This is a genomic window from Candidatus Poriferisodalis sp. (assembly GCF_965208925.1).
Lineage (GTDB): Bacteria > Actinomycetota > Acidimicrobiia > Acidimicrobiales > Poriferisodalaceae > Poriferisodalis.
In genome coordinates this window covers 450,731-477,159 of the sequence record NZ_OZ242364.1, presented here as the reverse complement: position 1 = coordinate 477,159, position 26,429 = coordinate 450,731, and the positions used below count along the sequence as shown (strand labels likewise).

Sequence of the window (26,429 nt, the reverse complement as noted above, 5' to 3'; positions counted from 1 at the left end):
CATCTGAGCACCGTCATCTCAGTTCTGGCGCTCGCGCCGGGGTGGCCTGAGTGAGCGATCACTCGCCATCCCGGCGCAGGTGCAAGCCGGCCTAGCGCCGCTGCCACGGGGGAACCATTGGACGAGGTCATTCGCTTCGCTCTGCTGGGTTTCGGGGTCGGTGCCTTGTATGCGCTGGCCTCCCAAGGCCTGATCGTGGTGTACCGCGGCACCGGCGTCCTGAACTTCTCCCTTGGCGCAACCGCAATAGCGGGCGTCTTCCTGCAGTGGGAGCTGCAACATCGGGCTGGCTGGCCGTTCCTGCTGGCGGCGCTGACCGGCGTCGCGCTGTCCGCGCTGCTCGGCGCCCTCACGCACTGGGTGATCATGCGGCCGCTGCGTCGCGCCAGCACGCTGATCCGCGTCATCGCCACCTTGGGCGTGCTCATCTTGATCCAGGCCGGCGTGGTCATCCGCTATGGCTCCAACGCTCGCCAGGTGGCGAGTTGGCTGCCCACCAACCGGGTGACGCTGTGGGGCGAGGTGGCCATCACCGTCGACCGGCTGATCCTGTTCGGAGTGGCATGCGTGTTCGCCGTGGTGCTATGGGCGATGTATCGACGGAGCCATTTCGGCCTTGCCACCGAGGCAGTGTCGGAGAGCGAGCGAGCCGCTTCGGCCATCGGCTTGTCGCCGAATGCGATCGCCATCCAGAACTGGGCGCTGGGCTCGGCCATCGCCGCGGTTGCGGGCATCTTGGTGGTGCCCATCATCACGCTGCAGGTCACGGCCATGACCTCGCTGGTGCTCGCAGCCTTGGCCGCGGCGCTGGTGGGCGACTTCCGGTCGTTCCCCATCGCCACCGCCACTGGCCTGGCGCTGGGCATCGGTCAGACACTTGTGGGCCGCTACGTCGACCAGCAAGGGCTGGGGCAGTCGCTGCCCTTCCTGGTGATTGTGGCCGTGCTGGTGTTCAAGGGTCGGTCGCTGCCGAGTCGGGACTACTTCTTGCGCGAGCTGCCGATGATCGGCAACGGACGCATGTCGTGGGACTGGACGATCTTCGGCATCGGCACGGTGGCGTTCCTGATGCTCACCAAGCAGGCCAAGTGGATCGACGCCCTCACCGTCACCATGGGCGTTTCGATCGTGCTGCTGTCGATCGTGCTGCTGACCGGCTACGCGGGCCAGCTGTCGCTGGCGCAGTACACCATCGCGGGGTTCGGCGCGTACGTGTCAGGACGCCTCGTTGCGGTGTTCGACATCCCGTTCCTGCTGGCGCTAGTGATCGGCGTCGCCGCCGCCGTGCCGCTGGGATTCATCTTCGCCTTGCCGGCAGCGCGAACGCGCGGCATCAATCTGGCAATTGTCACGTTGGGACTCGGCACGACCATCGAGCTGATGCTGTTCCGCAACCGCCAATACACCGGCGGCGTGCAAGGCACCCAGGTGGGCAGCCCCGAGCTGTTCGGCCTCGACATCGGCTCCATTCGCTACCCGGAGCGCTACGGCATGTTCGTGCTGGCGATGGCGCTGTTGGCGGTGTGGGTGGTGTCGAACGTGCGTCGCGGGCGCAGCGGGCGGCGCCTGCTCGCCATTAGAACCAACGAACGCGCCGCGACCGCGCTCGGCATCGACGTGCCCAAGGCGAAGCTGTTCGCCTTCTCGCTCAGCTCGGCAATCGCGGCGCTGGGCGGGATCGTGCTGGCATTCCGGCTGACCTCGGTCAGCTATACCTCGTTCACCAACCTCACTTCGATTCTGTTCGTGGGGTTGGCCATCGTGGGCGGCGTCGGTCACCTGCTCGGTGCGTTCGTGGGCGCCACCATGGCCACCGCGGCCTTCAGCCAGGAAGTGCTCGAATCGACGTGGGACGGGGTGGGCCGCTGGACCCAGCTCATCAGCGGCATCGCCATCTTGCTCATGGTGTTGGGCTACAAGGACGGTGTCGCCGCCGAGTGGGTGAAGATCTTCAGGCTGGTGAAGCGAGCCCGCAAGTGGGGCCGCTCCTACTTCATCGAGCTGGAAGACGTCTCCGATCCGAGCGCCGCTGGGAGCGAACGGTCGAAGGTTCCGGCTCGCGTGCTGAGCATCGAGAACATGACCGTGCGCTACGGGGCCGTCGTAGCGGTCAACGATGTCAGCTTCAACCTCACGCCGGGCACCATCACGGGGCTGATCGGCCCGAACGGCGCCGGCAAGACGTCGCTGATTGACGCCGTGTGCGGTTTCACACCGGCCGAGGGTCGAGTGGTGCTCGACGGCGAGGACATCTCGCGCATGGCGCCCTCCAAGCGTGCCCGCGACGGCATTGCTCGTTCGTTCCAGACGCTCGAGCTGTTCGAGGACGCGACGGTGTTCGAGAACATCAGCGTTGCCGCCGACCCTCAGGACATGCGGTCGTACCTGCGCGATCTGGTGGCGCCGTCGAGCCCTCCGTTCCCGCCCGAGGTCGTGCGGGCGATCATCGAGTTCCAGCTCGACGGCGACCTGCACCGCGACGTGAAGGACCTCTCCTACGGAAAGCACCGTCTGCTGGCGATTGCCCGGGCGGTCGCGATGCACCCGAGCGTGCTGCTCCTCGACGAGCCGGCCGCCGGCCTGAGCACCGCCGAGAGCGAGGAGCTGGCCGAGGTGGTTCGGCGCCTGGCCCAGGACTGGGGCATGGCAGTGCTGGTGGTCGAGCACGACATGAACTTCGTCAACGAGGTGTGCGACGAGGTGGTGGTGCTGGACTTCGGCAACAAGATCGCCGTCGGCACCCCCGAGGAAATCCGTCTCGACCCAGCCGTGGTAGCCGCATATCTGGGAACTGAGGCCGACGATGGTGTTGTGGCCGCCGCGCCGCAGCCACAGCCGGCATCCGGGGGTGGCGCATGAGGCCGTTGCTGCAAACGCGAAGCCTCAAGTGCGGTTACCTCAATCGGGCGGTCGTCCAAGGAGTGAACCTGAAGGTCCACCAGGGCGAGGTGGTCTGCCTGCTCGGACCGAATGGCGCCGGAAAGACCACCACGCTGCTGACCATCGCCGGTGAGCTGACGCCTGTCGACGGCATCGTGATGTTCGGCAACACGCCGACGTTCACGCCCATGTACCAGCGCATCCGGCGCGGGGGAATCGGGCTGGTGACCGAGGAGCGCCTGGTGTTCACCAAGCTGTCGGCTCGCGACAATCTGCGAGTGGGCGGCGGTTCGGTGGAAGCAGCGCTGGAACTGTTCCCCGAGCTTGAGCCCCGGCTGGGGGTACGCGGCGGCATGCTGTCGGGCGGCGAGCAGCAGATGCTTGCGCTGGCACGGGCGCTCAGCCGTCAACCGTCGATTCTGCTGGCCGACGAGCTGTCGCTCGGGCTGGCGCCGATCGTTGTCGATCGGCTGCTGGGAGCGGTCCGCAAGGTGGCCGACACCACGGGCACCGGCGCGCTGATCGTCGAGCAGCACGCACGCAAGGCGCTGGCTGTCTCTGACCGGATGTACCTGATGGCACGCGGCCAGATCCTGCTGGAACTGCCCGCTGCCGAAGCCCTCAGCCGCCTCGACGAGATCGAGGAGACGTACCTGACTGGCACGTCGGAGACCGAGGAAGACCACATCGAGCGCCTGCGGCGCAAGAACAAGAGGAAGGCGTGGCGGCGCCTGCGGGTGCGCGAGCGCGAGCTGACACGGCTGTCCGGCAAGCTTGCCTCCACCCGCACCGCCGCCGAGGACGACTTCTACTTCGAACGTGAACGACAACGACGACACGCGGCGATGGTCCGCCGAAAGAGGTAATCACCATGGGGTATCGCACCGCTGAGCTGCCCGATGTCGATCTCGACGAGTTTGCGAAGATCCCGTTCTTCGAGCGGATGAAGCTGCTGCAGCTGCACTGGGTCGAGCACGGATTCGGAACGCCCAAGCAGACCGGCACGTTCTATGCGTGGAAGATCTTCCTGTACGCGCTGTTCGGGCTGATCGTGGCCGGCGCGTTCACCGCCGGGCTCGAATTCAACGACATCGGCGGCTGGTGGGACGAGCCGATCCTCTACCAGAAGCTGATGATCTGGACGATCCTGCTCGAGATCACGGGACTGGCGGCCACCTGCGGCCCGCTGGCCTTCCACTTCGACCCGCCCATCGGGGGAATCCTCTACTGGTGGCAGAACGACACCCTGCGAGTGCCGCCGTACCCCAACCATGTGCCGTTCACCAAGGGCAATCGCCGCACGCCCTGGGACACCGGGCTGTACAAGCTGATCCTGGCCAGCCTGATCCTGCTGCTGGTGCTGTCACCCGAGCAGGTGGACGGGCTGCCCGACGGCCGCACCGGCATCTTGCCGCAGTGGGCGACGCTGATCTACTGCGGCTTGATCCTGCTGATGGCCATGCGCGACAAGATCATCTTCCTGTCGTCGCGGGCCGAGCAGTACGTGCCCACGCTGCTGTGCTTCTCGCTGTTCAGCAACTTCGTCGACATGATCATCGCCGCCAAGGTCTTCATCGTCATCATCTGGATGGGCGCCGGTTTCTCGAAGCTGCAGCACGGGTTCTCTTCGACGGTGTCGATCATGGTGCAGAACACGCCGTGGGTGGTGTGGGACCGATTCCGCAAAGCGACGGTCAAGGACTATCCCCGCGACATCCGGCCGGCTCGAACGACGCACTTGCTGGCCCATATCGGCGGAACCACCTGCGAGCTCATCATGCCGTTGGTGCTGCTGTTCTCTCCGTGGGGATGGGCGACGTGGATTGCCATCGTGTCCATCTGGATGCTGCACACCTTCATCATCTCGACGTTCCCGCTGGCGGTTCCGCTCGAGTGGAACGTGTTCTTCATCTTCTGCGTCGCGTTCCTGTTTGCGAACTTCCACACCGGGAACGGCTACGCGGTATGGGACATGGAGCCGGTGCTGCTGGTCGTGGTGCTGGTTGCGGCGCTGTCGCCCATCGTGCTCGGCGCCTTCCGCCCGCAGTACGTGAGCTTCCTGGTGGGCATGAAGCAGTACGCCGGCAACTGGGCGGCGGCGACGTTCTCGCTGCGCAACAAAGAGATTGAAGATCGGATCAACGACAAGATCGTGAAGTCCGCCGACAACCAGATCGACCAGCTCGAGCCGCTGTTCGGCCCTGAGATCTCGGAGATCTTCATTCAGAAGGCGGTGGCGTTCCGCATGATGCACCCGATGGGCCGCATGCACATCTCGGGCCTGATGTGCCACGTCGACGACCTGGACAAGCGCATCCAGCGCGAGGGCGAGTTCTTGAGCAACGTGCTGACGGGGTGGAACTTCGGCGACGGGCACTGCCTTGACGAGCGGCTGATCGCGGCGTGGCAGGAGCGGTGCCAGTACGAGCCCGGCGATGTGATAGCGGTGTTCACCGAGTCGCGGCCGGCGTACACCAACAGGGTGCAGTACCGGGTGATCGACGCAGCCTTGGGGACCGTCGAGAAGGGCTGGTACCGCCACGACGACGCCTACAACTCCCAGCCATGGCTGCCCGACGGCCCGATCCCCCACACGGTGACGTGGCGGAAGGAGGGCTACGAGCCCCAGGGCGTGCCGCATCCCGGCAATGCCCGCACAGTGCCGTCCATCGACCACGACGGAACCTGGCTGATCCCCCGCCAGACGGCCGACGGCATCGTGATGCCCCCAGCCGACACCGGCTGACCCGGTGACGACGGCGACGGTCGTCGGCAGCGGGCCGAATGGGCTGGCCGCTGCGGTCCACCTGGCGCGTGCAGGCGTGGACGTGACCGTGCTGGAGGCGGCGGACACCATCGGAGGAGGCACGCGCAGCGCCGAGGCCATCGTGCCGGGCCTGATCCACGACCAGTGCTCCGCTGTGCACCCGGTAGCTGCGGCGTCACCGTTTCTGCGCGGGCTCGACCTCGAAGCGCTCGGCTTGCGGTGGTGTGCGCCAGTCGTTGACTGCGCGCATCCGCTCGACGACGGCTCGGCCGGCCTGCTGTACCAGTCCATCGACCAAACAGCAGCGGGGCTCGGCGGCGACGGTGCTCGTTGGCGCCGACTCTTCGAGGCGCTGACGGCTGATCTCGATGCGCTGTTCGAGGACATCACGCAGCCGCTGCTGCGGGTGCCACGCCATCCGCTGCTGACCGCCCGGTTCGGGGCTGTGTCCGCGACGCCCGCCACCGTTGTGGGCCGCTTCTGGCGCAGCGAGCAAGCTCGGGCGCTGTGGGCAGGCGTTGCTGCACACGCGTTCTGGCGTTTGGACAGCCCCATGTCCAGCGCGGTCGGCCTGATGATCCTGGCCGCAGGACACCAGTACGGCTGGGTCGTCGCTGAGGGCGGCTCGCAGGCGATCGCGGACGCGCTGGTAGCCGACGTGACAGCACACGGGGGGCGGGTCGAGACCGGGGTTCGGGTCGGCTCGGCCGCCGAGCTGGCGCCGGCTGACTTGCTGCTGCTCGATGTGTCGCCGTCGATCGCCGCCGACATCTTGGGCGACCGGCTGCCGCGCCGAGTCGCCCGTGCCTACCGGCGGTTCCGTCACGGCCCTGGGGCGTTCAAGGTGGACTTCGCGATCGAGGGCGATGTGCCGTGGCGGGCGCTGGCCGCCCGCGACGCCGGCACCGTGCATCTCGGCGGGGATGCGCGCGAGGTGTTCGACGGCGAACTGGCAGTCCATCGCGGCCGGATGCCTGAGCGGCCGTTCGTGCTGGTCGGCCAGCAGTACCTGGCCGACCCTTCCCGCTCGGTCGGCAACGTCCACCCGCTGTGGACCTACGCCCACGTCCCGCACGGCTACACCGGCGACGCCACCGAGGCGATCATCGCCCAGATCGAGCGCTTCGCTCCCGGGTTCTCGGAGCGGGTGGTGGGAACCGCGGTGCGCTCGGCGACCGAGATGTCGGTCTACAACCCGAATTTCGTCGGCGGCGACATACTGAGCGGCGCTTCCTCGCCCCTCCAGCTGCTGTTCCGCCCCCGAGTTGTCCGCGATCCCTACTTCACCGGCATCCCGGGCACCTACCTGTGCTCAGCGTCGACGCCACCCGGAGCGGGCGCACACGGCCTGTGCGGCGTCAATGCCGCCACCCGAGCGCTGGCCGCGCTCTGATCGCTGCCGGCCCCGCCGTCTCGACTGCGGGCGCACCTGCCCGCGCAGCTCCTACAGGTCGAAGACTTGGCGGGCGTTGTCGCCGATGAAGGCCCGCCGCCACTCGGCGGGGAACATGTCGACGAGCTCGTCGAGATCGAGCACGTACTCGGGCGTGTGGTCGGCGTGGGGGAAGTCGCTGGCCCACATGAACCGGTCGTGCCCGTAACGCTTCGCCAAGGCCGGTATGGAGCGCTCGTCGGGATCGCACGAGATCCACACCTGTCGCATGAAGTACTCGCTGGGCTTCATCTCGAGCGGCACCCGGGTGCCGGTATAGGTGTGCCCGAACACCGCATCGATGCGGTCGAGGCAGTAGCCGAGCCAGCCGCCGCCCGATTCGAGCACCAGCACCTTCAGATGGGGAAACCGCTCGAACACGCCGTAGTCGAACAGCGACACGAACTGGTGCCGCACCCCGTCCGATGCCGTCATCGACGCCGTCAGACGCAGCTCGCGCACGTGCTCCCAGGTGCCCATGCGGGTGCCCTTGGTCCACTGAGGCTCGAACGTGGGATGGATGGCGAACGGCACGCCAAGATCTTGCGCCGCCTCGTACACCGGGTCGTGGTCGGGGTGACCGAGCGGGCGGGTGCTGTGCGTGAACGGTGCCACGAAGCATCCGCGTGCGCCGTCGGCCACCGAGCGCCGCAGCTCGGCCGCAGCGGCCACCGGGTCGGTCATCGAGATGTGGGCGACGGGAATGAGCCGGTCGGAGTGGTCCCGGCAGAACTCGCAGATCCAGCGGTTGTAGGCGCGCGTATAGGCCTGGCTCAGCTCGGCATCTTCGAGCTCGGCTTCCCACAGCAGACCCACCGTCGGCAGCAACACCGCGATGTCGAGGCCTTCAGCATCGAGCAGCTCGATCCGCTGGTGGGGATCCATGGCACCGAAGGGGATCTCGCCGACGTAGGTGCGATCCGGGTTGAACATGATGTCGGGCAGATCGGGAGCGCCCATGGCGCCCAGCGTCGAGACCATGCCGGGGCGGGCCAGCTTGCTGCGCTGATTGTCGATCATGAGCACTTCGAGACCGCGCTCGGGCTCGATCTCGATGCGCAGCGCCCGGTCCTTGTAGCGGTCCTCGAGGTACTCCTCCCACAGGTCGGGGGGCTCGAGGATGTGGCCGTCGGCGTCCACTGCGCCGGCATGGGCGATCTTGTGCACCTCGTGCATGTGACGCTGCCCGCCGTCGCTGGCGAGCTGTCGCTGAACGGTCGTAGTCATGATTCCCCCCGGTGAACCTTGGTGCCCGTTCGGATTCTCTCACGTCGCGGCTCTCGCGTCAGCGGAAGGGCGCCGCACCGCAGCTGCGCGGCGATGTCGGGGCGCGGCAACGTCACATAGGCGACAATCGCGGCGTCACATTTCGACAGCACGGGAGGACAGCACGATGAGTGAGAGCAGTGGCAGCTCCGGGGGACGGCTCGCTGGCAAGGCTGCGGTGATTACCGGCGGGGCGAGCGGCATGGGACGGTCGACGGTCGAGCTATTCCTGGCAGAAGGCGCCTCGGTCGTGATCGGCGACCTCAACATCGACGCTGGGCATGCATTCATGGACGAGCTGACCGGCGCAGGCTTGGGCGATCGCGCTCGATTCACGCGCACCGATGTGGCGGTGGAGGATGACGTGGCCGCGATGACCGAGCTGGCAGTCGAGGCCTTCGGCCAGCTGGACGTGGTGTTCAACAACGCGGGCATCGGCGGGGCGTTCGGCCCGATCACCGAGCTGGACGCCGATGCTTGGGACGAGACCTTCGCCATCCTGGTGCGCTCGGTGATGCTGGGCACCAAGCACGCGGCGCGGGTCATGATCCCGCAGGGCACCGGCGGCTCCATCATCAACACCGCATCGATCGCCGGGGTCGGCGGCGGTGCCGGGCCGCAGGCGTATTCGGCGGCCAAGGCGGCGGTGATCAGCCTGGCGCAGACCACCGGACTGGAACTGGCGCCCCACCGCATTCGCGTCAACGCCATCTGCCCGGGTCTCATCTTCACGCCGTTGATGCACAGCGGAAACGAAGCCCAAGCTGAGGAGGTCATGTCGGAGATGCAGCCGTGGCCGGATCGGGGCGAGGGCACCGACATCGCGTCCATGGCGCTGTTCCTGGCCAGCGACGAGAGCAAGTTCGTGAGCGGCCAGCAACTCGTGGTCGACGGCGCCATGCTCGCTGCTGGACCGCGCATCCATGGGCGCATGCACAACACCCGGAACCTGCACCGCATGGCGGGCATGGCGTACGGCACCACTGGCCAGGCCGCGACTGTTCGTCGCCTTTAGGTCTGCCGGCTGAGGTCGTTGCGGAAGTCTGGGTGGGCTATCGAGGTGAGCAGGTTCGCCCGTTCTTCTAGCGAGCGGCCGCGTAGTTCTACGGCGCCGTACTCGGTGGCGACTATGTCGGCTGTGTAGGCCGGGAGTGTCGTGGGGGCTCCTGGCTCGAGCTGGGCCACGATGCGCGAGATGCGTCCGCTGGCTGCGGTGGACGGCATGGCGACGATGGACCGGCCGCCGGTCGCTACGCAGGCGCCGAATGCGAAGTCGGGCGCCCCGCCGGGACCAGAGATGTAGCGGCCCGCGATCATTTCGGAGTTGGCGGAGCCGTCTAGGGCCATCTGCACGGTCGACTGCAGTGCCACGAAGTTGCGGATTTGGGCGATGCCCTCGATGCCGTGGCTCAACGCGCCGTTCACGAGCTGCACCGCCGGATTGTCGTCGACCCAGTCGTAGAGGCGGCGCGTGCCCATCACCTCTGCGGCGACGCTCACGCCGTCGCCGACCGGTCCCTTGTGACGGTTGTCCACTGCGCCGCTGTCGATGAGTTCGATGCAGGCGTCGTTGATCATGCCGCCGTGCAGGCCGAGATGCCGGCGGTCGGTCAGGCTGGAGAGCACCGCATCGGGGATGGAGCCGATCCCGAACTGCAGCGTCGCCCCGTCGCCGATGAATTGGCCGACGTGGGCCGCAATAGCCGCCGCGGTCTCATCGACCACGGCGGGTGCCAGCTCGGGCAGCGGTTCGTCGATCTCGACGAGACCGTCAAAGTCTGTGCGATGGCATTCCCCCTCGCCGTGCACGTAGGGCATCTGAGGGTTCACCTGCGCGATCACCAGCGGAGTGGATCGCAGGAGGTCGACGTGACCGCCGATGCCCGTGCCGAGACTCATGCGGCCGTCTGCGTCAGGCGGGCTGGCCTGGCAGAGCAGAATGTGGGCCTCCAGGCCGCCGCCGGGTCCAACGAGGCCGGTGATGTCCGAGTAGCGGGCTGGGACCACGCCGAAATGGGGGCTGTCGAGGGCGTCGCGGAGAGCTCCGCTGGGCTGGAGCGACGTCCAGCGGAACGGGTTGCCGAGATGGTCCAGCGGTGCGGGCCGATCCAGCAGGAAAGCGCTGACGAACTCGAGCTCCGCGAAGCGATCGTGTGCGGCGTCGATCGCCGCCAGTAAGCCGAATGGCGTGGCTGAGCCCTGCGCCACATAGACACGAGCCCTGCGGCCGATGCGTTCGATTGCTTCGTCGATGCCGAGTTGGACGCCGGCACGATTGCCGTTGCCCCTGCGGGGGCGCTCTGGACTCATCTCGGCAGCCCTTCTCGGCATTCGGTGGCCCGGTCGCCGATGGTTGGCGAACTGTACGGCGACCCGGCCTGGCGCCGCTGACCGCCGGCCCCGCCTGACAGGTCGCACCGCCCGCTCCGGGATGTGCGGGGCGTGCGAATGGCAAGATTCGGGCCATGACCTCTGCCGCGATCGACTTTGACGCCATGCCCCCGACGGAGCTGGCACACGAACTGATGCCCGAGGTGGTCGACGCTGCGGTGAGCGCGCCGGACCAGGCGGTGGTGGATCGGGCGGCGGCATGGGCCAGCTCGGCGGTTGCGCCGCACGCCGAATCCTGGGAGCGTGAACGCCGCTTCGCGGCTGAGGCGTTTGCGAGCGCCGGCGACGAGCGATTGTGCGGGTTGCTCGTGCCGGTTGCCGACGGCGGCTCGGGGCTGAGCCAAGTCGGGTTGGCACGGGTGCTCGAAGAGGTGGCCGCGGCCGATTTCGCCATCGCATTCGTGCTCGTCTGCCACAACAATCTGGCGGGCGCGGTGAGCAGGCGCGCCCCTGCGCAGATGCGGGAGCGGGCACTGGGGCCGTTGGTCTCCGGCGAACGGCTCGGCGCTTTCCTGCTGACCGAGCCGGGCGTCGGCAGCGATGCCGCCAAGATCACCACGGCGGCACGTCGAGACGGCGACGAGTGGGTCATCGACGGCCGCAAGGCGTGGGTCAGCAACGGCACGGCGGCCGACGTGATGTCGGTATACGCGCAGGCCGATCCCGCAGCGGGACACCGGGGCATCATGACGTTTCTCGTCGACGGCAGCACCGACGGCATCGAGCGGACCGACGGCTACGAGCTCATCGGCGCCCACGGCATCGGCACCAATGAGATCCGCTTCAACGAGTGCCGGGTGTCCGACGCCGATGTCATGGTGCCGCTCGGCGAAGGGTTTGTTGCCGCCATGGAGGGCATCGACATCGCCCGGGTACTGGTAGCGGCAATGTGCTGCGGCATGATGCGCACCGGTCTCGCCACCGCCATCGACTACGTCCGCAAGCGGCAGGCATTCGGCGGGCGCATCGCCGACCTGCAAGGCGTGCGCTTCAGGCTGGCTGATGTGGCGACCGATCTGGAGGCTGCCCGCCTGCTCGCCTACCGGGCGGCGCTGGCGGTGGCCGAAGGCCGCCCCGCGGCAGTCCACGCAGCGCACGCCAAGAAGTTCGCCACCCGCGTTGCCGAGCGAGGCTTGGCGGACTGCATGCAGGTGATGGGTGCGGTGGGCGGCCGGCGCGACCATCCACTGCCACGGCACCTTGCCGCCTCTCGCTTGACGCACTACGTCGACGGGGCCACCGAGATCCAGGACGTTGTGATCAGCAGGTCGCTGCTCGACTGAGCTTGGCGGTCAGTCTGACCGGCTTGGCTCAGCTGTTGCTCAAGTCGCCGAGCCAATCGACGATGGCATCGGCGACCTGCCGCTCAGGTGCGTCGTCGTCTGTCTCGACACGCGTGAGGGCCGACCACTCCAGGTCAAGTCCGGAACGACCGCAGCGCACAGCGACGAGCCGCCCGGAGTCGATCCATGGTGACATCGCCCACCGGCTGAGAATGGATACTCCAAAGTCAGCTGCGATCATCTCGGCGATTGCGCCGGTCTGCTCGAGCACGGTAATCGTTCGAGGCGACAGGCCCGCAGGGCGCACGAAGCGCTCGTACTCGAAGCCAGGTGACGGCTGCCGGTTGTAGGTGAAGTAATTCTCTTCGGCAATCGCTTCGGGCCCGATCCAGGTCCGGCTGGCGAGACGGTGCTCGGGGTGTGTGATCAGCACCAGCTCATCGGTGAACAGGTGGATTGCGTCACGCGCTCCCGGTGCCGGTCCGGGAGCGAGCACGAGGTCGGCCGTCCCGTCGGCGAGTCGCGGCACTGGCATGTCGCCCACGACCACCAGTTCGAGGAGCAGTCCTTCCAGCCGGTCGCTGCACGCCGCCGCAAATGGCGCCAGCCAGTGGTAACAGTCGTATGAGCCGACGCCGATCCGGACTGTGGCGGTCGTCCCGCCGACGCTGCGCATGAAGTCCTGTTCGGCCCGTGCCAGATCCGGCATCGCGCGGTGAGCGGCTTGGCACAGCGCCAGCGCCGCAGGCGTGGGCTGCATGCCGCGAGACGGTCGGCGCTCGAACAGGCGTCCACCGAGACGTCGCTCGGCCTCGGCCAAGCGATGGCTCACCGCAGACTGGCTGACATGAAGTCGGCCGGCTGCTGCGGTCACTGAGCCGGTTTCCGACACCGCCACGATGGTCTCGTAATGATGCATTTCCAAACGCGAGGACATAACTACGACATCGCCGACATTTGATCTATATCTCTTCCCGATGTTTACAAGAAGTGGAAAGGAGCAAGCGTACTTCCTCGGGAGGTCAATCAATCCGATTGGCTCATGAAATACCGTCGGTTATCACCAAATTTATGCGGTGTATTTCTCAATATACTTCGCCATACTATTGAGAAATATTCATACAATTATCGACTTAATTGCACGTCCTCCAGCCCCTGGAATCGTGTGCATCTGGGCAGGAATGTGCGATGAGCTGGGCTCAGCGGCGCATGGCCTCGCCGGCTGGATCCCAGAGGCAGTCATCGATGAGGCGGGCTGCGCGCCGTTCGCCCACGATTTCGATCCCAAAGTCCACATCGTTGTGTGCGAATTCGACGGGTACATAGCCCATAGCGACGGACACATTGCTGTGGTGAGCGAATCCGCCCGAGGTCACCCAACCGAGCGGTTCTCCATCGCAGTAGACGGGCTCGTCACCAGCCGCATCGAATCCTGATTCGTTGATCGGCCCGTCGAAGGTCCATGTGCACAGCGACATCGCTCCGCCGCGGACACCTCCGCCGCTGCCCGATGCTCCGCCAGGCCCGTACTTGTCAATGAGGGCTGCCCGACCGACAAAGTCGGAACCGTCGTCGTCGGCTCTCGTGAAGCGGACGAAGCGACCCAGGGCAGCTTCGAATGGATCGTAGGTAGGCCGGTACTCGCGTGCCCAGCTGCCGAAGCTCTTGTCCAGTCGAAGCGAGTTCAAGGCCGCCAAGCCGAACAGCCGCAGCCCGTGAGCGCGGCCATGCGTCATGAGCAGATCGAAGACGTGATGCAGATAGCTGGCATCGGTCCACAACTCGTACCCGAGATCTCCGGTGTAACTCAGCCGGCCGCACCAGGCCCGTGCCCAGCCCACATCGAGAGCGGTGAAGCTGCCGAAACGCATCGCCTCATCGGAGACATCAGCGTCGGTCACCTCTGACAGGAGATCTCTCGACTTCGGCCCCGCAATGGCCACGCCGCACAGTTCGGCGCCGAGCGTTCTGTACCAGACGGGTGCGCGAGACGCCGTGTCTGATGACGTCGCTCCATGCGGCGCTGTGTCTGATGACGTCGCTCCATGCGGCGCTGTGTCTGATGACGTCGCTCCATGCGGCGCTGTGCTCTTCCATCGAGCCAGGTCCGCTTCGAACCAACGCTCGTAGTAGCGCTCAGCGATGCCCGAGCCGAAAACGATGAATCGTTCGCTGGTCGCGGCGTTGCCGGTGGCGCCGCCGGTCACCGCCTGCACTGGGCCGTCAGGCGTGCCAGTGGCCGGCGGCAGGCAGGCGACGGTGAGATCGCCCGTGAGGTTGCCTGCCTCGTTGCACATCGGCGCGAGCGCGATCCGGCCTGGCCGCGGCAGCCTGCCCGCCAGCAGATGCTTGAGCCATGCACGGGCACCTGGCCCTTCCACCAGGAACTTGGCGAATCCCGATGTCTCCATGAGCCCGACGTCATTGCGGACAGCGCGGACTTCCTCGCGCACGTGGGGCCAGGCATTGGATCGCCCGAACGTGACGTCCTCGACCGCCCCGGCCTCAGGAGCGAACCACAGCGGCACTTCCAAGCCGTAGACATCGCCGAAGACGGCCCCGGCCGCACGCTGCGGTTCGTAGATGGAGGTGGTCGCCAGCGGGCGCCCCTCGGGAAGGAATTCGTTCGGGAAGGCGATGCTGAAGCGTCGCCGGTAGTTCTCGCGCACTTTGGCGGCGGTGTAGGGCCGGGTGGCCCAATCGCCGAATCGGGCGAGATCCATCGCCCAGACGTCGAATCCGGGATCGCCGGTCGTCATCCAGTTGGACAGCGCGAGGCCCACACCTCCGCCTTGGCAAAGCCCGGCAAGCACGCCGCAGGCCGACCAAAAGTTCGGCAAGCCCCGGATGGGTCCGACGAGCGGATTCCCGTCGGGCGAGAAGGTGAACGGGCCGTTGACCACTCGGGCGATGCCGGCATCGCCCAGCACGGGGAAGTGCCTGAACGCAGTGTCCAGCGACGGTGCGATCCGCTCGAGATCGGGCGTCAGCAGGCGCCGCTCGAAGTCCCACGGCGTCTGGCGGCGCTGCCATGCCACCGCCGCCTGGTCGTAGGTGCCGACCAGCAGGCCTTGACCCTCCTGGCGCGTGTAGATCTCACCGCCGAAGTCGATGGAACCCATGAGCTCTTCGCCGGTGCGTTCGTTGTGGGAGATCACGTCGTCGAGAGGTTCGGTGATCACGTAGGAGTGCTCCATCGCGAGCACCGGCAACTCCACGCCCACCATGCGGCCTACTTCGCGCGCCCAGAGCCCACCGGCGTTCACCACGTGGGTTGCCTCGATCCAGTCGTCGCAGCCGTCGTCGCCCTCAGCCTGTGCAGCGCCGGCCAGGTCGCCGCGTGACGTGTCGTACAGCCCGATGCGCCACGCACCGTCAGGCGTTTGCTCGATGCGACGAGCCCAGGTGTGACGGCGGATCACCGCGCCGGCTGCCGTCGCGGCCCTGGCGTATGCATAGGTCACGCCGCTGGGATCGACGTGACCGTGCTCGGCGTCGAGCATCGCGCCCACGAACTGGTCTGGGTCGATGATCGGCAGGAGCCGGGCGGCTTCGTCGACCGGGATCATCTCGGAGTCGATGCCGAGGTACTTGCCTCGCGCGTCGGTCATCTGCAGCCAGTCGAGACGTTCGGGCGTGTCTGCCAGGAAGATCGCACCGGTCATGTGGATGCCGCAGTCCTGACCGGATTCAGCCTCGATCTCGCGGTACAGCTCGATGGTGTACTTCTGCAGCTTTGCGACGGTCGGGTCGGCATTGATGGGATGAATGCCGCCGGCTGCATGCCAGGTCGAACCCGCAGTCAGGTCGGCGCGTTCGAGCAGCACGAGATCGGTCCAGCCCGCGCGGGTCAGGTGATACAGCACTGAGGCGCCTACGACGCCGCCGCCGATGACGACGGCCTGCACTCGATCGGTCACGGCTGTGCAGTCTCGCAGGCTGGCGCAGCTTGCATCGACTAGGTCACAGCGTCGCGTTCTACAGCTGGCGGCAGGGGATTCGGCTTGCTGCCGAAGAGGTCGACGCCTCCGGGACGGTCGCCTGCCGGCACCGTCAAGTCGGCAGCGGAGGGGAGCGTCATGAGGTCGGCAGTCATCTTGTGGAAGCGGTTGAGCGGTTCCTCGAAGCGGGGGGCCAGCGGTCCGGGAGGTGCGCCGCCCAGCGAGATGCCGCGCTGAGCCCGCTCGCAGATGTCGATGTCCTCGTCGTTCACCTCGATCCAGAAGCGGCGCGTGATCTCGAACGACGTGTGCAGCTCAGCCGACGGCTTGCCGGCAGTCATCGGGCCAGGCGGGAACAGGAAGGTGCAGTGTTCGAGGGTGCGATTCGCGGCAAGCGGCTGAAGCACCATCAGGAACATGTGGCTCGGCAGCACTGCGAGCGTCACGTTGGGGAACAGCGCCACGAACCTGCCGCTTGCGGCATCGGAATCGTCGAGTCCGGCTGCGGACGGCAGCGTCAGCCAGTCGTCGCGCTCATCGCCCGACACGGGGGTAGTGGTCTGGCCGCAGTACATGCCCGGACCCTGGTAGCGGTAGTGGTCGGGGACCCGCGACACCTTGGCCAGTTCCGGGTGCACCCAGGGAAGGTGGTAGTACTCCGCGAAGTTCTCAACGATGAGCTTCCAGTTGGCCGCCACGTCAAACGTTCGCGCGACCCCGTCGAGCCCGCCCGAGCGCCACTCGGAGAACCCGTAGGCAGCGAACCTGTCGGGCAGATCGCCGAGCCACGTCTCGAGCGGCGGAGTGTCGTCATCGAGACAGACAAACACCAGCGGGCCCCAGACCTCGGTGCGCACCCGGATCAGCCCGTAGTCGGCCAGATCAAAGTCGTCTCGGGGCACTTCGTCGAACAGCGGCGCGGCGACGAGCTGCCCGTCAGCGCCGTAGTGCCATCGGTGGTACGGGCAGCGGATCGTGTTCGCGATGTCGCAATCGTGTTCGGCCAGCTCGGTGCCGCGGTGACGGCAGGAATTCAGAAAGCCGCGCAGCCCAGCGTCGGATCGGGTCAGCAGAATCGAACGTCCGCCCACCGAGCGCACGAGCAGTCGTCCCGGCCGCGCCACCTCTTCAGCAAGGGCCACCGCAACCCACGCTCGGCCGAACAGACGTTCTTGCTCGGCCGCGAAGAAGCCTTCATCGGCGTACACCGCCGGCTGCATGGCGAAGGATGCGTGGACTGCGCTGCGTTGGGGAGCCCAGAACCGAGCCTCCGGCTGTGTCCAGTCAGCTGCCGGCTGTGTCCTGTCTGCCGCCATGTCGCCGTTCTACCCCTTGGGCTCCTGCTCCGAACACTAGTGCGCGGACACTGAGCCGAATTCCTCAGCGTGGAGCGGTCAGGTGTTGTGTTCGGTCTCGGGGCTTCCAGAACGCCCGGCGGGCCGGATCTCCGCAATGAGGTCACCGGGTTCGAGCAGCGCGCCCGACGCAGCGGTGATCGAGATGACGGTGCCCGTCACCGGTGCCGAGATCGACGATTCCATCTTCATGGCCTCGATCACCGCAATCGTCTCGCCGGCAGCCACCTGATCGCCCTCGACCACCGACACATTCACCGAGCCCCGGAAGGGCGCTGCGACGTGACCGGGAATGCTGGGATCTGCCCGGGCGTGCTCCGGCCGATCTGCGGCCACCGTGCGATCGAGCGTGTCGATGTCCCGGGGCTGGCCGTTGACCCGGAAGCTCACCAGGCGAATGCCCTCGTCGTTGGGCTCGCCGATGGACCGAAGGCCCAGCAGCAGGCGCACGCCTGGGCCGAGCACCACCGCGGTGTCGTCGTCGTGAGCGTCCAGCCCGTACCAGAACAGCAGCGAGGGCAGCACCGACAGGTCGCCGTAGCGATGCGTGTTCTCGTCCTGAGCGGCCGACTGGGTGGGGAACAGCAAGCGGTTCAGCGTGGCGGCGCGATCAGTCGCCAAGCCCGCCGTGTCATCGTCGCTGAGCTCCTTGGTCTTGGGCACCCACTCGCGGCCCTCGGTCGCTTGGGCGCGGAACGGCTCCGGGAAGCCCCCGGGCGGTGTGCCGAGCTCGCCGTGAAGGAAGCCGATGACGCTGTCGGGCAGATCGGCCGATGCGGGATCGGCAGCCAGCTCATCGGGCGTGACGCCCGAGGCCACCAGGTGCAGTGCCAGGTCGCCGACCACCTTGGACGACGGTGTCACCTTGATGGGACGGCCCAGCAGCTCGTTGCACGCGGCATAGAGCTGCTCGACTTCCTCGAACCGGTGCCCGAGGCCGAGCGCAGTGGCCTGGGTGCGCAGGTTGGAGAGCTGCCCGCCGGGAATCTCGTGGCGGTAGACGGTGCCGGTCGGCGACGGCAAGCCGGCCTCGAATGGTGCGTAGACGCCGCGCACCGCTTCCCAATAGGGCTCCATGTCGCCGATGGCGTCGAGGCTGAGGCCCGTCGCCCGTTCGGTGTCGTCGGTCATGGCCACGATCGAGGCGATCGACGGCTGCGAGGTCATGCCCGACAGCGGCGGGGCGGCGCCGTCGATGGCGTCCACACCGGCATCGATGGCAGCGAGGTAGGCAGCGAGCTGCCCGCCGCCCGTGTCGTGGGTGTGCAGGTGCACCGGCTGGGGAAAACGGTCGCGCAGAGCGCTGACCAGCGTCGCAGCGGCAGGCGGCCGCAGCAGGCCCGCCATGTCCTTGATGCACAGGATGTGCGCTCCCGCCCGGTCGAGCTGCTCGGCGACGCCCAGGTAGTAGTCGAGCGTGTAGAGACGCTCGTCGGGGCTCGTGAGGTTGCCCGAATAGCAGATGGTGCCCTCGGCGACCGCCCCTGCGGCGATCACGGCCTCGATGGCGGGTCGCATCTGATCGATGGAGTTGAACGCGTCGAACACACGGAAGACGTCCATCCCGCACTCGGCGGCCTCGGCCACGAACTCGTGCGCAACCGTGTCGGGGTAGGGCGAGTATCCGACGGTGTTGCGGCCCCGCAGCAGCATCTGCGTGCAGATGTTGGGTGCCGCGCGCCGAATCCGCCGCAGCCGCTGCCAGGGATCCTCGTGCAGGAACCGCAGCGCCACGTCGAACGTGGCGCCGCCCCAGCACTCCATGCTGAGCAGTTGCGGCGTGAAGTGGGCCATCTGGCGGGCACCGGCGACCAGATCGATGGTGCGCAGCCGGGTGGCCAGGATGGACTGGTGGGCATCGCGCAGCGTGGTGTCGGTGACCGCCACGCCGGTCGATGCACGCAGATCGGCCGCGAAACTCGACGGGCCGAGCTGGTCGAGACGCTGCTTCGATCCCGCAGGCGGCGTGCCGGCGGTGGCCCGCAGCTTGGAGGCCGGATCGGTGCGCGTCGGCGCGGCACCGTGGGGCTGGTGGACGGTCACGTCGGCCAGGTAGCGCAGCAGCCGGGTGGCGCGATCGGCACCCACCGAGGCAGCCGTCAGCTCCGGCCGGTCGTCGATGAATGTGGTGGTGATCGGCCCGGCCCGGAATTGCGTGTCGGCCAGGATTGCCTGCAGGTACGGCTGGTTGGTCGACACCCCCCGCACCCGGTACTCGGCCAGCGTACGCTGCATGCGACGCACCACCGTGTCGAAGTCGGGCCCCCGGCAGGTGATCTTCTCGATCATCGAGTCGAAGTGCGGCGTGATCTCGACGCCTTGGTACACGCAGCCGTCCAACCGCACCCCCGCCCCGCTGGCAGGCCGGTAGGCGACGATGCGCCCGGTGTCGGGCCGGAAGTCGTTGGCCGGATTCTCCGCAGTCACCCGGCACTGCATGGCGACACCGCGCAGGCTGATGCGGTCCTGGCTGAGCATGAGATCGTCGAGCGTCGCGCCGGCGGCGATGCGCAGCTGCGACTCCACCAAGTCCACATCGGTCACTTCCTCGGTCACCGTGTGCTCCACCTGGATGCGCGGGTTCATCTCGATGAAGACATGACGCTCGCCCGCCTCGACGAGGAATTCCACGGTGCCCGCATTGACGTAGCCGATGGCCTCGGCGAATTGCACGGCGTCGGCCAGCAGTCTCTGGCGCACTGAGGGGTCAAGCATGCGTGCGGGGGCCATCTCGACCACCTTCTGGAAGCGCCGCTGCACCGAGCAGTCCCGCTCGAATAGGTGCACCACGTTGCCGCCGGCATCCGCCAGCACCTGCGCCTCGATATGGCGCACATCGGTCATGGCCTCTTCCAGGAACACCGTGCCGTCGCCGAAGGCGCTGTGGGCCTCGCGGCGGGCGGCCTCGATCGCTTCGGCCAGGCCGTCGGGGCGTTCCACGCGCCGCATGCCCCGGCCGCCGCCGCCCGATGCCGCCTTCACGAACAGCGGGTAGCCGATCGCCGACGCCGCGCCGGTGATGTCGGCATCAGCAGCGTCGTCGTCGATCGGCGCCGACTGTGCCAGCACGGGCAGGCCGGCGGCTTCGGCGGCCTCACGTGCCCGCATCTTGTTGCCGGTCAGCCGCAGCACCTCAGCGCTGGGCCCCACGAAGGTCACGCCCGCTGCGGCACACGCGTCGGCGAGGTCCGGGCTCTCGGACAGGAATCCGTAGCCGGGGTAGATGGCGTCGGCGCCGACCTCGACTGCCTTGGCCACGATGACTTCATGATCGAGGTAGGCACGCACGGGTCGGCCCTCTTCGCCGATGACGTAGGCCTCGTCGGCCTTGATGCGGTGCAGCGCGCCGCTGCGCTCTTCCTCGACGGGCAGGATCGCGACCGTCCGGATGCCGAGCTGGGTTGCCGCCCGGAAGGCCCGGATAGCGATCTCGCCCCGGTTCGCTACCAGCAGCTTCTTCATCATGATCTCCGGTTTGATGACACCGTCGGCAGGAGGTCTCCCCGGAAAGCTCCGGGCGTGCGTACGCCGGCGCCGCCGTTGGTGATCACCTTAGATTCGCCGTGTCGAGAGCGAGGTCGACTGGGGCATGCGCAGCCTGGGTGTCAGCCGATGAGTGCGGAAGGCGCCCACACTTTCGTTGCGTGTACCAGTCGGAAGCGATATCGGCCGGCACCTGGCTTGCAGTTGCGCGACCTTGATCGTCCGGTGGTCGGGCACAACCATGCCTTCGTGTTCGCCCATCCGGCGACGCCCTCCTCAGGTTTGCTCTTGCCCGCTGCGTTTTCTGTGACAGTGACGATCATTGAAATTGATTGAAAAATACTGGCGATGCTGATCTATCGTGCCCCGCATGGCAGCTGAGCCCGACTTCGTATTCGATGAGCACGTGCCGAGTGGCGGCGTCTATGCCAACGACGCGCGGGTCTGGCATACGCGCCACGAGTTCACCGTGGACTTTCTGGCACCTTGGCTTCACCCGATTCCTGACACCGAATCGCAGCTCATCGTCGCCCGCGTCAGGATTCCATCCACAGCAATGTTCGGTATTGTCCAGACGATGTCGAATGGAGTCGGCGACTACGAGGTGGAGCACCGTCGGCTCACACCTCCGCCGATGGAGGCGTCATGACCACCGATTCCGGCGAGCCGAGGCACCCCCGGCGCGTGGCCGGCAGAAGGGCCCCGCGCCACTTCACCGTGCCTGCTTCGGAATTCACGCCTGCGGACCAGAAGCCGCCTACCCGCGAAGAGTGGGATGCCCTCTGGCAGGAGATCGAGGAACGGGCTGACCGGTACGAGCGGTATGAACGCGAGCGTCTTCGTGCGCTTGAACGCGAGCGCCGAGAACAAGACCGCCGCGAGACGGCGTAGCTGCGTCTTCAAGAATCTCCGAAGGATCGGGACTTCCCTCCTCAAGCGTCCAATCGCGCCGTAGCGTGCCCTCCGTGACTGCGTGGCTCCTGGACCCTGAGGCGATCCATCTCAATCACGGCTCGTTCGGCGCTACTCCTGCGTCTGTGCTTGAGGCACAGCAGGCCATCCGCAGCCGCATCGAGGCCAACCCGACCCGCTTCTTCTTGGAGGGCGAGTACCAGGCGTCACTCGACGAGGTCCGACGAGTCGTCGCGCGCTTCGTCGGTGCCGACGAGGCGGGGCTGGTGTTCGTGACCAACGCCACGGCTGGGGTCAACGCGGTGCTGCGCTCGCTGGAGCCGAGCCTCTCGCCTGACGATGAGATTCTGGTGACTGATCACGAGTACAACGCCTGCGCCAACGCGGCAGTGGTCTCGGCATCGCGGGCGGGTGCTGTCGTGACGACTGCACCGGTGCCGTTTCCGCTCGAAGACTGCGGCGAGGTGGTCGATGCGGTGCTCGGCGCTGTCACCGACCGCACGCGTGTTCTGCTGATCGACGCGGTGACCTCCGCAACGGGTCTGGTCATGCCGATCGCCGAGCTCGCAGCGCAGCTTGAACCCGACGTTCGGGTGCTGGTCGACGCGGCCCACGCTCCCGGCATGATCGACTTCGACGTGACGCAGCTGGGCGTCTCCTACGTCACCGCGAACTGCCACAAGTGGATGTGCTCCGCCAAGGGCGCTGCATTCCTGTGGGTACGGCCGGACCGGCGCGATGGCATGCACCACTCGGTCATCAGCCATGGGTACAACGGCGGCTGGCCGTCCGGCGGCGGCCATCTGCATGCTCAGTTCGATTGGACGGGCACCCATGACCCCAGCTCTTGGCTGACCGTGCCTGATGCATTGGCCGCCGTCGAGGCGATGCATCCCGAAGGCTGGTCCGGCGTCAAGACGACGATCCGCGAGCTGTGCCTGGAGGGCCGACGCAAGCTCATCGAGGCGCTCGAGATCGAGGCTCCCGCGCCTGACGACATGATCGGCGCCATTGCCAGCGTGCCGCTGCCTGCCGCGGACAACTCGGGTTCCGCCATCTTCGATCCGCTCATGGCGGCGCTGCGCGATCACCACGGCATCGAAGTGCCGGTGTTCACTTGGCCGGCGCCGCCCGAACGCGTGCTGCGGATCTCGGCCCACCTCTACAACCGCCCCGAGGACTACGACCTGCTTGCGAAAGCGCTCGTGGGGGAGTTGCGCGCGGGATAGCCCAGCACGCCGGCTAGCCGGCTGCGGTGGGTCGGCTCAGCAGCGTCGGGGTCGGAGTGGCAGGATCGTGGGGCGTACGGCGTACGCAAGCCGTGCGGAATTCCCTGAGGAGGCATCGATGACGAGCGAGATCACGGCTACGCCGGGCGCAAAGATGATCTTCCTGATCAGACGCCGGCCCGAAGCCACGCGTGACGAGCTGGTGGCCAACTGGTTCAAGAACCACATGCCCGCCGTGATCGCCGGCCAGGAGCGCGCAGCCGCCGACGGCAAGGTCCATGCCACGAAGTACATAGCGACGCTGTTCGATCAGCGTCACGGCAAAGACGTCCCCTGGGACGGCATGGCGCAGCTGTGGTTCGACCGCGCCATCCCGAATCCGCCCGAGCCGCACGGCACCGTACCCAGAGACACGTTCCAGCAGAAGGCCGAGCCGTACGTGGGGTGGGCAACCACGGAGTACGTGGTGATCGACGGCGAGCTGCCCTTGGTGCCCAACACGCTGAACGAGCCGTTCCCGGCGACACGGTCGGGCTTCTTCAAGGTGACATTCCTGGTGCCGGCCCGGGACGGCATCGACTACGACGCTGCGTTCCGGCACTGGCTGGAGGCGCACGCGCCCAACGTGCGCGGCGTCATGAACCAGATCGGCGGCCTGCGCTACGTGGTCAACCACAGCCACGACCCCGCCAACGAGTCCTACTTGGGCATGGCCGAGCTGTACTTCCGCGATCCGCAGGGCTGGGACGACTACCGGGCCACGATCACCGAGGACGGCTTCAGCGAGTATGTCGACTTCAGCCGCCTCGTGAACATGCACGCGACCGCCCAGATGGTGGGCATCCCCGGCTGACGGGTTGCCCTATTGCAGGGCGCTAGGCCTCTGCGGCCGCCTTCATCGCCGCCAGCGTGGCGCGGATGCCCGCGCGGGCGTTGCCGGCCCGGTATTCGAGCTCGGGCTGCCCGAACTCGACCATGCGCGGGGACAGCTGGCGCAGCGTCCAGGTCTCGGTCAGCGTTGTGCCGGAGCCACTGGGCGCGAGCTGGTAGCGCCACAGCACGATGTTGTATTCCAGGCCGCCCGTCACGAAGGCAAAGTCCTCATTCTCGACGCGGCGGATGATCTCCACCGGAGCCTTCCACTCCTCGCCGTCGAGCCGGTTGATGCCGACGAACATGTCGCCCACCTGCCCGGTGCCGGGCACGCCGTCTGGCCTCTTGCGCCAGTACCCGCCCGTATTCTCGTTGCTCCACTCGCCGTAGCGGTCGAGCGCCGTCACCATCTCCCACACCGCCTGAGGCGGGGCGTCGATGTCGATCGACTCGCTGTGTGACATCACCGGATCGTCGACGTGTCCAGGCAGTTGCTCGCTCATGGGCCGCAGCCTTGCAGACGCGGTCAGTCGTTGGCGGGGTACAGCTCTCGCCAGTCGAGCTGGTCGTCTTTGGGCAGCACGGCGTTGATCGGTGCCATGTCCGCGAGCAGAGCGTCGGCAGCTTCGTCGCCGATGGCGGACCAGTGGAAGCTGTCCAGCCGATCGGTCATGGCCTCGACCTCGGCGCGCCCGGCGACACCTGCTGCGGTGGCCAGCCCATCGTTATCTGTCCAGCCGCGGGCTCGCAGGCGCTCGTATGCCGCCGCGGCCTCAGCCTCGGTCCAGCCGGCCTCTTCCTGAATCCACTCGTGGGGCGCTTCGTCTACGGCGACCTGGGACACCACCGACTCGCAGCCGTCGAGGCCGGCCGCCGCCAGCGCGATCAGGTGGCAGCCGCTGCGGTACTCGCGGAGCAGCGTGCAGCCATGCCACAACGCCAAGTGCGGCTCGTGTGGCCAGTCCAATGATGACCAGCCGGCAAAGAGCACCCGCCCGACCGGGTCGGCGGCATTGCAGGCTGCCCGCACGATCTCGGCGCACCGGCCGACAGCCTCGCTGCTCGCCAGTTCGCCCAGCTCTCGCTGCAGTGCCTGGTCCATGGCGTCGTAGCGAGCTGCCAGCACCCGTTCAGGTGTCGAGAACGTCCACGCGTCCGGGATGGCGCGCCGCACGCGGGCGGGGGCGTAGTAGAAGAACAGCGACTCCACGACGCTTGCAGGCACCGGTCCCAGCGGCGCCACGCGCGTGGCGAAGTAGTTCATCCAGAATCCCCGCAGCCCCGCCGCTGCGCCCGAATCGCGCACTTCGGGCGCCCAGTAGCAGAGCTGGTGATACCGCTCCACGCATTCCCACATCTGACGCGCTCGGCGCCGGGTCGTTTCAGCCATCGGCCGCTGTTCTAGCGCTTTCAGCCGGTCAGCCGGGCTGGTTGATGAGGTGAGTGGCGGCGTTGTCGAAGTGGGCGAACATGGCCTGCGCAATGTCAGGGTCGAGCGGCGACCCGTCGGGCAGGCTGGCCGCCTCGAGCGACGCGAGCATGTGGCGCATCCAGGCGTTGCGCTCGGCGACGCCGATGGCGAACGGCATATGCCGCATGCGCAGCCGGGGGTGGCCGCGCTCGGCGCTGTAGTCGGCGGGTCCGCCCCAGTACTGCGCCAGGAAGCCAGCCAGCCGATGTCGGGACGGCACGAGATCTGCCGGATACATCGGCCGCAGCAACTCGTCGCTCTCAACGGCTTCGTAGAAGCGGTCCACCAGCTCGTCGAAGAACTGCTGCCCGCCGACAGCCGCGTACACCGTCGGCGGCTGCTCGACGGCATCGGCCAGGCTGCCGCCCAGCGTCAGCCCTCCAGCACCCCACGCGGACCCATCACCGCTTGATGCGGTCGTGTCCGCTCCGGCGGCGTCGGCGCCAGCGTCGCTCATAGCGCTCAGGCTAAGGAGCTGCGCGAGTAGGTGCGCTCGCTGTAGAGGCGACACTCGAGCCCCACCCGGCATCCGGTCGAGACCGGCGCGTACAGTCTTGGGGCGCGACCACCAGGAGAACCACGATGGCGTTGACAGAGCGGACCCAGCGAGGGACGAACGGGCGGAAGTCAGATGGGCGGCGCGCCCACCGTTCGTACCTGAGCTATATCGACAAGTCGCGTGAGTACTACGCCGCGCACGGCTACCCGCAGCCGTACCAGTGGGCGTACAGCCACGAGGTTGCCTTCACGCCGCTGCCGAAGCCGCTGTCGGAGTGCACCGTTGGACTCGTCACCACCTCGTTCTTCGAGAAGGGACGCGAGCCTGCAGGCGTGCCCGTCTCTCGGCCGAAGCAGCCCTACGCCGCCCGCTGCGACGACGCCCTCGACGGCCTCTACAACAGCGATCTCTTCTGGGACAAGGACAACACCCACACCGAGGATCTCGACACCTACCTGCCGATCAACCGGTTGCGCGAGTTCGAGGCCGAGGGTCGCATCGGTGCGCTGTCGGAGCGCTTCTACGGGATCCCCACCGACTACAGCCACCGCCGGACACAGCGCAACGATTCGCCCCGCATCGAAGAGTGGATGCGCGAAGACGGCGTGGATGTCGCCTTTCTGGTGCCGCTCTGACCGGTCTGCCAC

The 26,429-nt window shown here is 67.2% G+C and carries 20 protein-coding genes; 11 read left to right on the top strand and 9 right to left on the bottom strand.

Features of this window, described 5'->3' with window-relative positions; translation table 11 throughout:
* Positions 1 to 117: 117 nt before the first annotated feature.
* The 4 genes from ACOGI5_RS01955 to ACOGI5_RS01940 are packed head-to-tail and all read left to right on the top strand — an operon-like array spanning position 118 to position 7,040.
* The gene (locus tag ACOGI5_RS01955) at positions 118 to 2,859 is read left to right on the top strand and encodes an ABC transporter permease subunit (RefSeq protein WP_419862789.1); all 2,742 of its coding nucleotides are present in this window, start codon (positions 118 to 120) and stop codon (positions 2,857 to 2,859) included.
* Positions 2,856 to 3,746 carry an ABC transporter ATP-binding protein gene (locus tag ACOGI5_RS01950; protein ID WP_419862788.1) on the top strand — a complete coding sequence of 297 codons (891 nt, stop codon included), beginning with the start codon at positions 2,856 to 2,858 and terminating at the stop codon, positions 3,744 to 3,746. The genes ACOGI5_RS01955 and ACOGI5_RS01950 overlap by 4 nt, the downstream gene beginning before the upstream one ends.
* A 5-nt stretch (positions 3,747 to 3,751) precedes the next feature.
* Positions 3,752 to 5,626: a DUF3556 domain-containing protein gene (locus ACOGI5_RS01945; RefSeq protein ID WP_419862787.1), complete on the top strand. Its 1,875-nt coding sequence runs from the start codon at positions 3,752 to 3,754 to the stop codon at positions 5,624 to 5,626.
* Positions 5,627 to 5,630: 4 nt separating this feature from the next.
* Entirely contained in the window at positions 5,631 to 7,040 is a 1,410-nt protein-coding gene (locus ACOGI5_RS01940) for a phytoene desaturase family protein (protein ID WP_419862786.1), read from the top strand.
* A gap of 51 nt (positions 7,041 to 7,091) precedes the next feature.
* On the opposite strand, the gene ACOGI5_RS01935 is transcribed toward ACOGI5_RS01940, so the two are convergent.
* Positions 7,092 to 8,306, bottom strand: coding sequence for an amidohydrolase family protein (locus ACOGI5_RS01935; protein WP_419862785.1), 1,215 nt, complete (start codon positions 8,304 to 8,306; stop codon positions 7,092 to 7,094).
* 166 nt (positions 8,307 to 8,472) lie between these two features.
* On the opposite strand from ACOGI5_RS01935, the gene ACOGI5_RS01930 reads away from it, so the two are divergent.
* Positions 8,473 to 9,360, top strand: coding sequence for an SDR family NAD(P)-dependent oxidoreductase (locus tag ACOGI5_RS01930; protein ID WP_419862784.1), 888 nt, complete (start codon positions 8,473 to 8,475; stop codon positions 9,358 to 9,360).
* Here the strand turns inward: ACOGI5_RS01930 and ACOGI5_RS01925 are convergent.
* On the bottom strand, positions 9,357 to 10,655 hold the full coding sequence (locus ACOGI5_RS01925; protein ID WP_419862783.1) for an acetyl-CoA hydrolase/transferase family protein: 1,299 nt from the start codon (positions 10,653 to 10,655) through the stop codon (positions 9,357 to 9,359). The genes ACOGI5_RS01930 and ACOGI5_RS01925 overlap by 4 nt on opposite strands.
* Before the next feature lie 155 nt (positions 10,656 to 10,810).
* On the opposite strand from ACOGI5_RS01925, the gene ACOGI5_RS01920 reads away from it, so the two are divergent.
* Positions 10,811 to 12,019: an acyl-CoA dehydrogenase family protein gene (locus tag ACOGI5_RS01920; RefSeq protein ID WP_419862782.1), complete on the top strand. Its 1,209-nt coding sequence runs from the start codon at positions 10,811 to 10,813 to the stop codon at positions 12,017 to 12,019.
* Positions 12,020 to 12,047: 28 nt separating this feature from the next.
* Here ACOGI5_RS01920 and ACOGI5_RS01915 read toward each other — a convergent pair whose 3' ends face one another.
* The 4 genes from ACOGI5_RS01915 to ACOGI5_RS01900 form a co-directional block, all read right to left on the bottom strand.
* Positions 12,048 to 12,938, bottom strand: coding sequence for a LysR family transcriptional regulator (locus ACOGI5_RS01915; protein WP_419862781.1), 891 nt, complete (start codon positions 12,936 to 12,938; stop codon positions 12,048 to 12,050).
* Positions 12,939 to 13,218: 280 nt separating this feature from the next.
* A complete protein-coding gene (locus ACOGI5_RS01910; protein ID WP_419862780.1) occupies positions 13,219 to 15,939 on the bottom strand; it encodes a GcvT family protein in 2,721 nt (906 codons plus the stop codon).
* A gap of 38 nt (positions 15,940 to 15,977) precedes the next feature.
* A complete protein-coding gene (locus ACOGI5_RS01905; RefSeq protein WP_419862779.1) occupies positions 15,978 to 17,276 on the bottom strand; it encodes an aromatic ring-hydroxylating oxygenase subunit alpha in 1,299 nt (432 codons plus the stop codon).
* Between the two features lie 78 nt (positions 17,277 to 17,354).
* Positions 17,355 to 20,780 (bottom strand): pyruvate carboxylase, encoded by a 3,426-nt coding sequence (locus tag ACOGI5_RS01900; RefSeq protein ID WP_419862778.1) that lies wholly within the window; start codon positions 20,778 to 20,780, stop codon positions 17,355 to 17,357.
* A gap of 388 nt (positions 20,781 to 21,168) precedes the next feature.
* Between ACOGI5_RS01900 and ACOGI5_RS01895 the strand changes: the two genes are divergently transcribed.
* The 4 genes from ACOGI5_RS01895 to ACOGI5_RS01880 all read left to right on the top strand — a co-directional run bounded on the left by ACOGI5_RS01895 (position 21,169) and on the right by ACOGI5_RS01880 (position 23,792).
* Positions 21,169 to 21,447 (top strand): DUF3467 domain-containing protein, encoded by a 279-nt coding sequence (locus ACOGI5_RS01895; protein WP_419862777.1) that lies wholly within the window; start codon positions 21,169 to 21,171, stop codon positions 21,445 to 21,447.
* A complete protein-coding gene (locus ACOGI5_RS01890; RefSeq protein WP_419862776.1) occupies positions 21,444 to 21,689 on the top strand; it encodes a hypothetical protein in 246 nt (81 codons plus the stop codon). Before ACOGI5_RS01895 ends, ACOGI5_RS01890 begins: the two co-directional genes overlap by 4 nt.
* Before the next feature lie 74 nt (positions 21,690 to 21,763).
* Complete coding sequence (locus tag ACOGI5_RS01885; RefSeq protein ID WP_419862775.1) at positions 21,764 to 22,939, top strand: aminotransferase class V-fold PLP-dependent enzyme; 1,176 nt, start codon at positions 21,764 to 21,766, stop codon at positions 22,937 to 22,939.
* A 118-nt stretch (positions 22,940 to 23,057) separates the two neighbouring features.
* Positions 23,058 to 23,792 (top strand): EthD domain-containing protein, encoded by a 735-nt coding sequence (locus ACOGI5_RS01880; RefSeq protein ID WP_419862774.1) that lies wholly within the window; start codon positions 23,058 to 23,060, stop codon positions 23,790 to 23,792.
* A gap of 22 nt (positions 23,793 to 23,814) precedes the next feature.
* Here the strand turns inward: ACOGI5_RS01880 and ACOGI5_RS01875 are convergent, their stop codons facing one another.
* Genes ACOGI5_RS01875 through ACOGI5_RS01865 form a run of 3 tightly spaced genes read right to left on the bottom strand, consistent with a single transcriptional unit; the run spans position 23,815 to position 25,740 of the window.
* Entirely contained in the window at positions 23,815 to 24,315 is a 501-nt protein-coding gene (locus tag ACOGI5_RS01875) for an SRPBCC family protein (protein WP_419862773.1), read from the bottom strand.
* 23 nt (positions 24,316 to 24,338) lie between these two features.
* Positions 24,339 to 25,202 carry an SCO6745 family protein gene (locus ACOGI5_RS01870; protein WP_419862772.1) on the bottom strand — a complete coding sequence of 288 codons (864 nt, stop codon included), beginning with the start codon at positions 25,200 to 25,202 and terminating at the stop codon, positions 24,339 to 24,341.
* A 28-nt stretch (positions 25,203 to 25,230) separates the two neighbouring features.
* Positions 25,231 to 25,740, bottom strand: a complete 510-nt coding sequence (locus tag ACOGI5_RS01865) for a globin (protein WP_419862771.1) — start codon at positions 25,738 to 25,740, stop codon at positions 25,231 to 25,233.
* Between the two features lie 125 nt (positions 25,741 to 25,865).
* Between ACOGI5_RS01865 and ACOGI5_RS01860 the strand changes: the two genes are divergently transcribed.
* The gene (locus tag ACOGI5_RS01860) at positions 25,866 to 26,417 is read left to right on the top strand and encodes a hypothetical protein (protein ID WP_419862770.1); all 552 of its coding nucleotides are present in this window, start codon (positions 25,866 to 25,868) and stop codon (positions 26,415 to 26,417) included.
* Positions 26,418 to 26,429: the final 12 nt, after the last annotated feature.

Coding starts and splice junctions, on each gene's coding strand:
- ACOGI5_RS01865 (WP_419862771.1), bottom strand. CDS start 25,740: ATGAGCGACGCTGGCGCCGACGCCGCCGGAGCGGACACGACCGCATCA.
- ACOGI5_RS01880 (WP_419862774.1), top strand. CDS start 23,058: ATGACGAGCGAGATCACGGCTACGCCGGGCGCAAAGATGATCTTCCTG.
- ACOGI5_RS01860 (WP_419862770.1), top strand. CDS start 25,866: ATGGCGTTGACAGAGCGGACCCAGCGAGGGACGAACGGGCGGAAGTCA.
- ACOGI5_RS01930 (WP_419862784.1), top strand. CDS start 8,473: ATGAGTGAGAGCAGTGGCAGCTCCGGGGGACGGCTCGCTGGCAAGGCT.
- ACOGI5_RS01920 (WP_419862782.1), top strand. CDS start 10,811: ATGACCTCTGCCGCGATCGACTTTGACGCCATGCCCCCGACGGAGCTG.
- ACOGI5_RS01875 (WP_419862773.1), bottom strand. CDS start 24,315: ATGAGCGAGCAACTGCCTGGACACGTCGACGATCCGGTGATGTCACAC.
- ACOGI5_RS01895 (WP_419862777.1), top strand. CDS start 21,169: ATGGCAGCTGAGCCCGACTTCGTATTCGATGAGCACGTGCCGAGTGGC.
- ACOGI5_RS01935 (WP_419862785.1), bottom strand. CDS start 8,306: ATGACTACGACCGTTCAGCGACAGCTCGCCAGCGACGGCGGGCAGCGT.
- ACOGI5_RS01905 (WP_419862779.1), bottom strand. CDS start 17,276: ATGGCGGCAGACAGGACACAGCCGGCAGCTGACTGGACACAGCCGGAG.
- ACOGI5_RS01915 (WP_419862781.1), bottom strand. CDS start 12,938: ATGCATCATTACGAGACCATCGTGGCGGTGTCGGAAACCGGCTCAGTG.
- ACOGI5_RS01890 (WP_419862776.1), top strand. CDS start 21,444: ATGACCACCGATTCCGGCGAGCCGAGGCACCCCCGGCGCGTGGCCGGC.
- ACOGI5_RS01925 (WP_419862783.1), bottom strand. CDS start 10,655: ATGAGTCCAGAGCGCCCCCGCAGGGGCAACGGCAATCGTGCCGGCGTC.
- ACOGI5_RS01950 (WP_419862788.1), top strand. CDS start 2,856: ATGAGGCCGTTGCTGCAAACGCGAAGCCTCAAGTGCGGTTACCTCAAT.
- ACOGI5_RS01870 (WP_419862772.1), bottom strand. CDS start 25,202: ATGGCTGAAACGACCCGGCGCCGAGCGCGTCAGATGTGGGAATGCGTG.
- ACOGI5_RS01900 (WP_419862778.1), bottom strand. CDS start 20,780: ATGATGAAGAAGCTGCTGGTAGCGAACCGGGGCGAGATCGCTATCCGG.
- ACOGI5_RS01945 (WP_419862787.1), top strand. CDS start 3,752: ATGGGGTATCGCACCGCTGAGCTGCCCGATGTCGATCTCGACGAGTTT.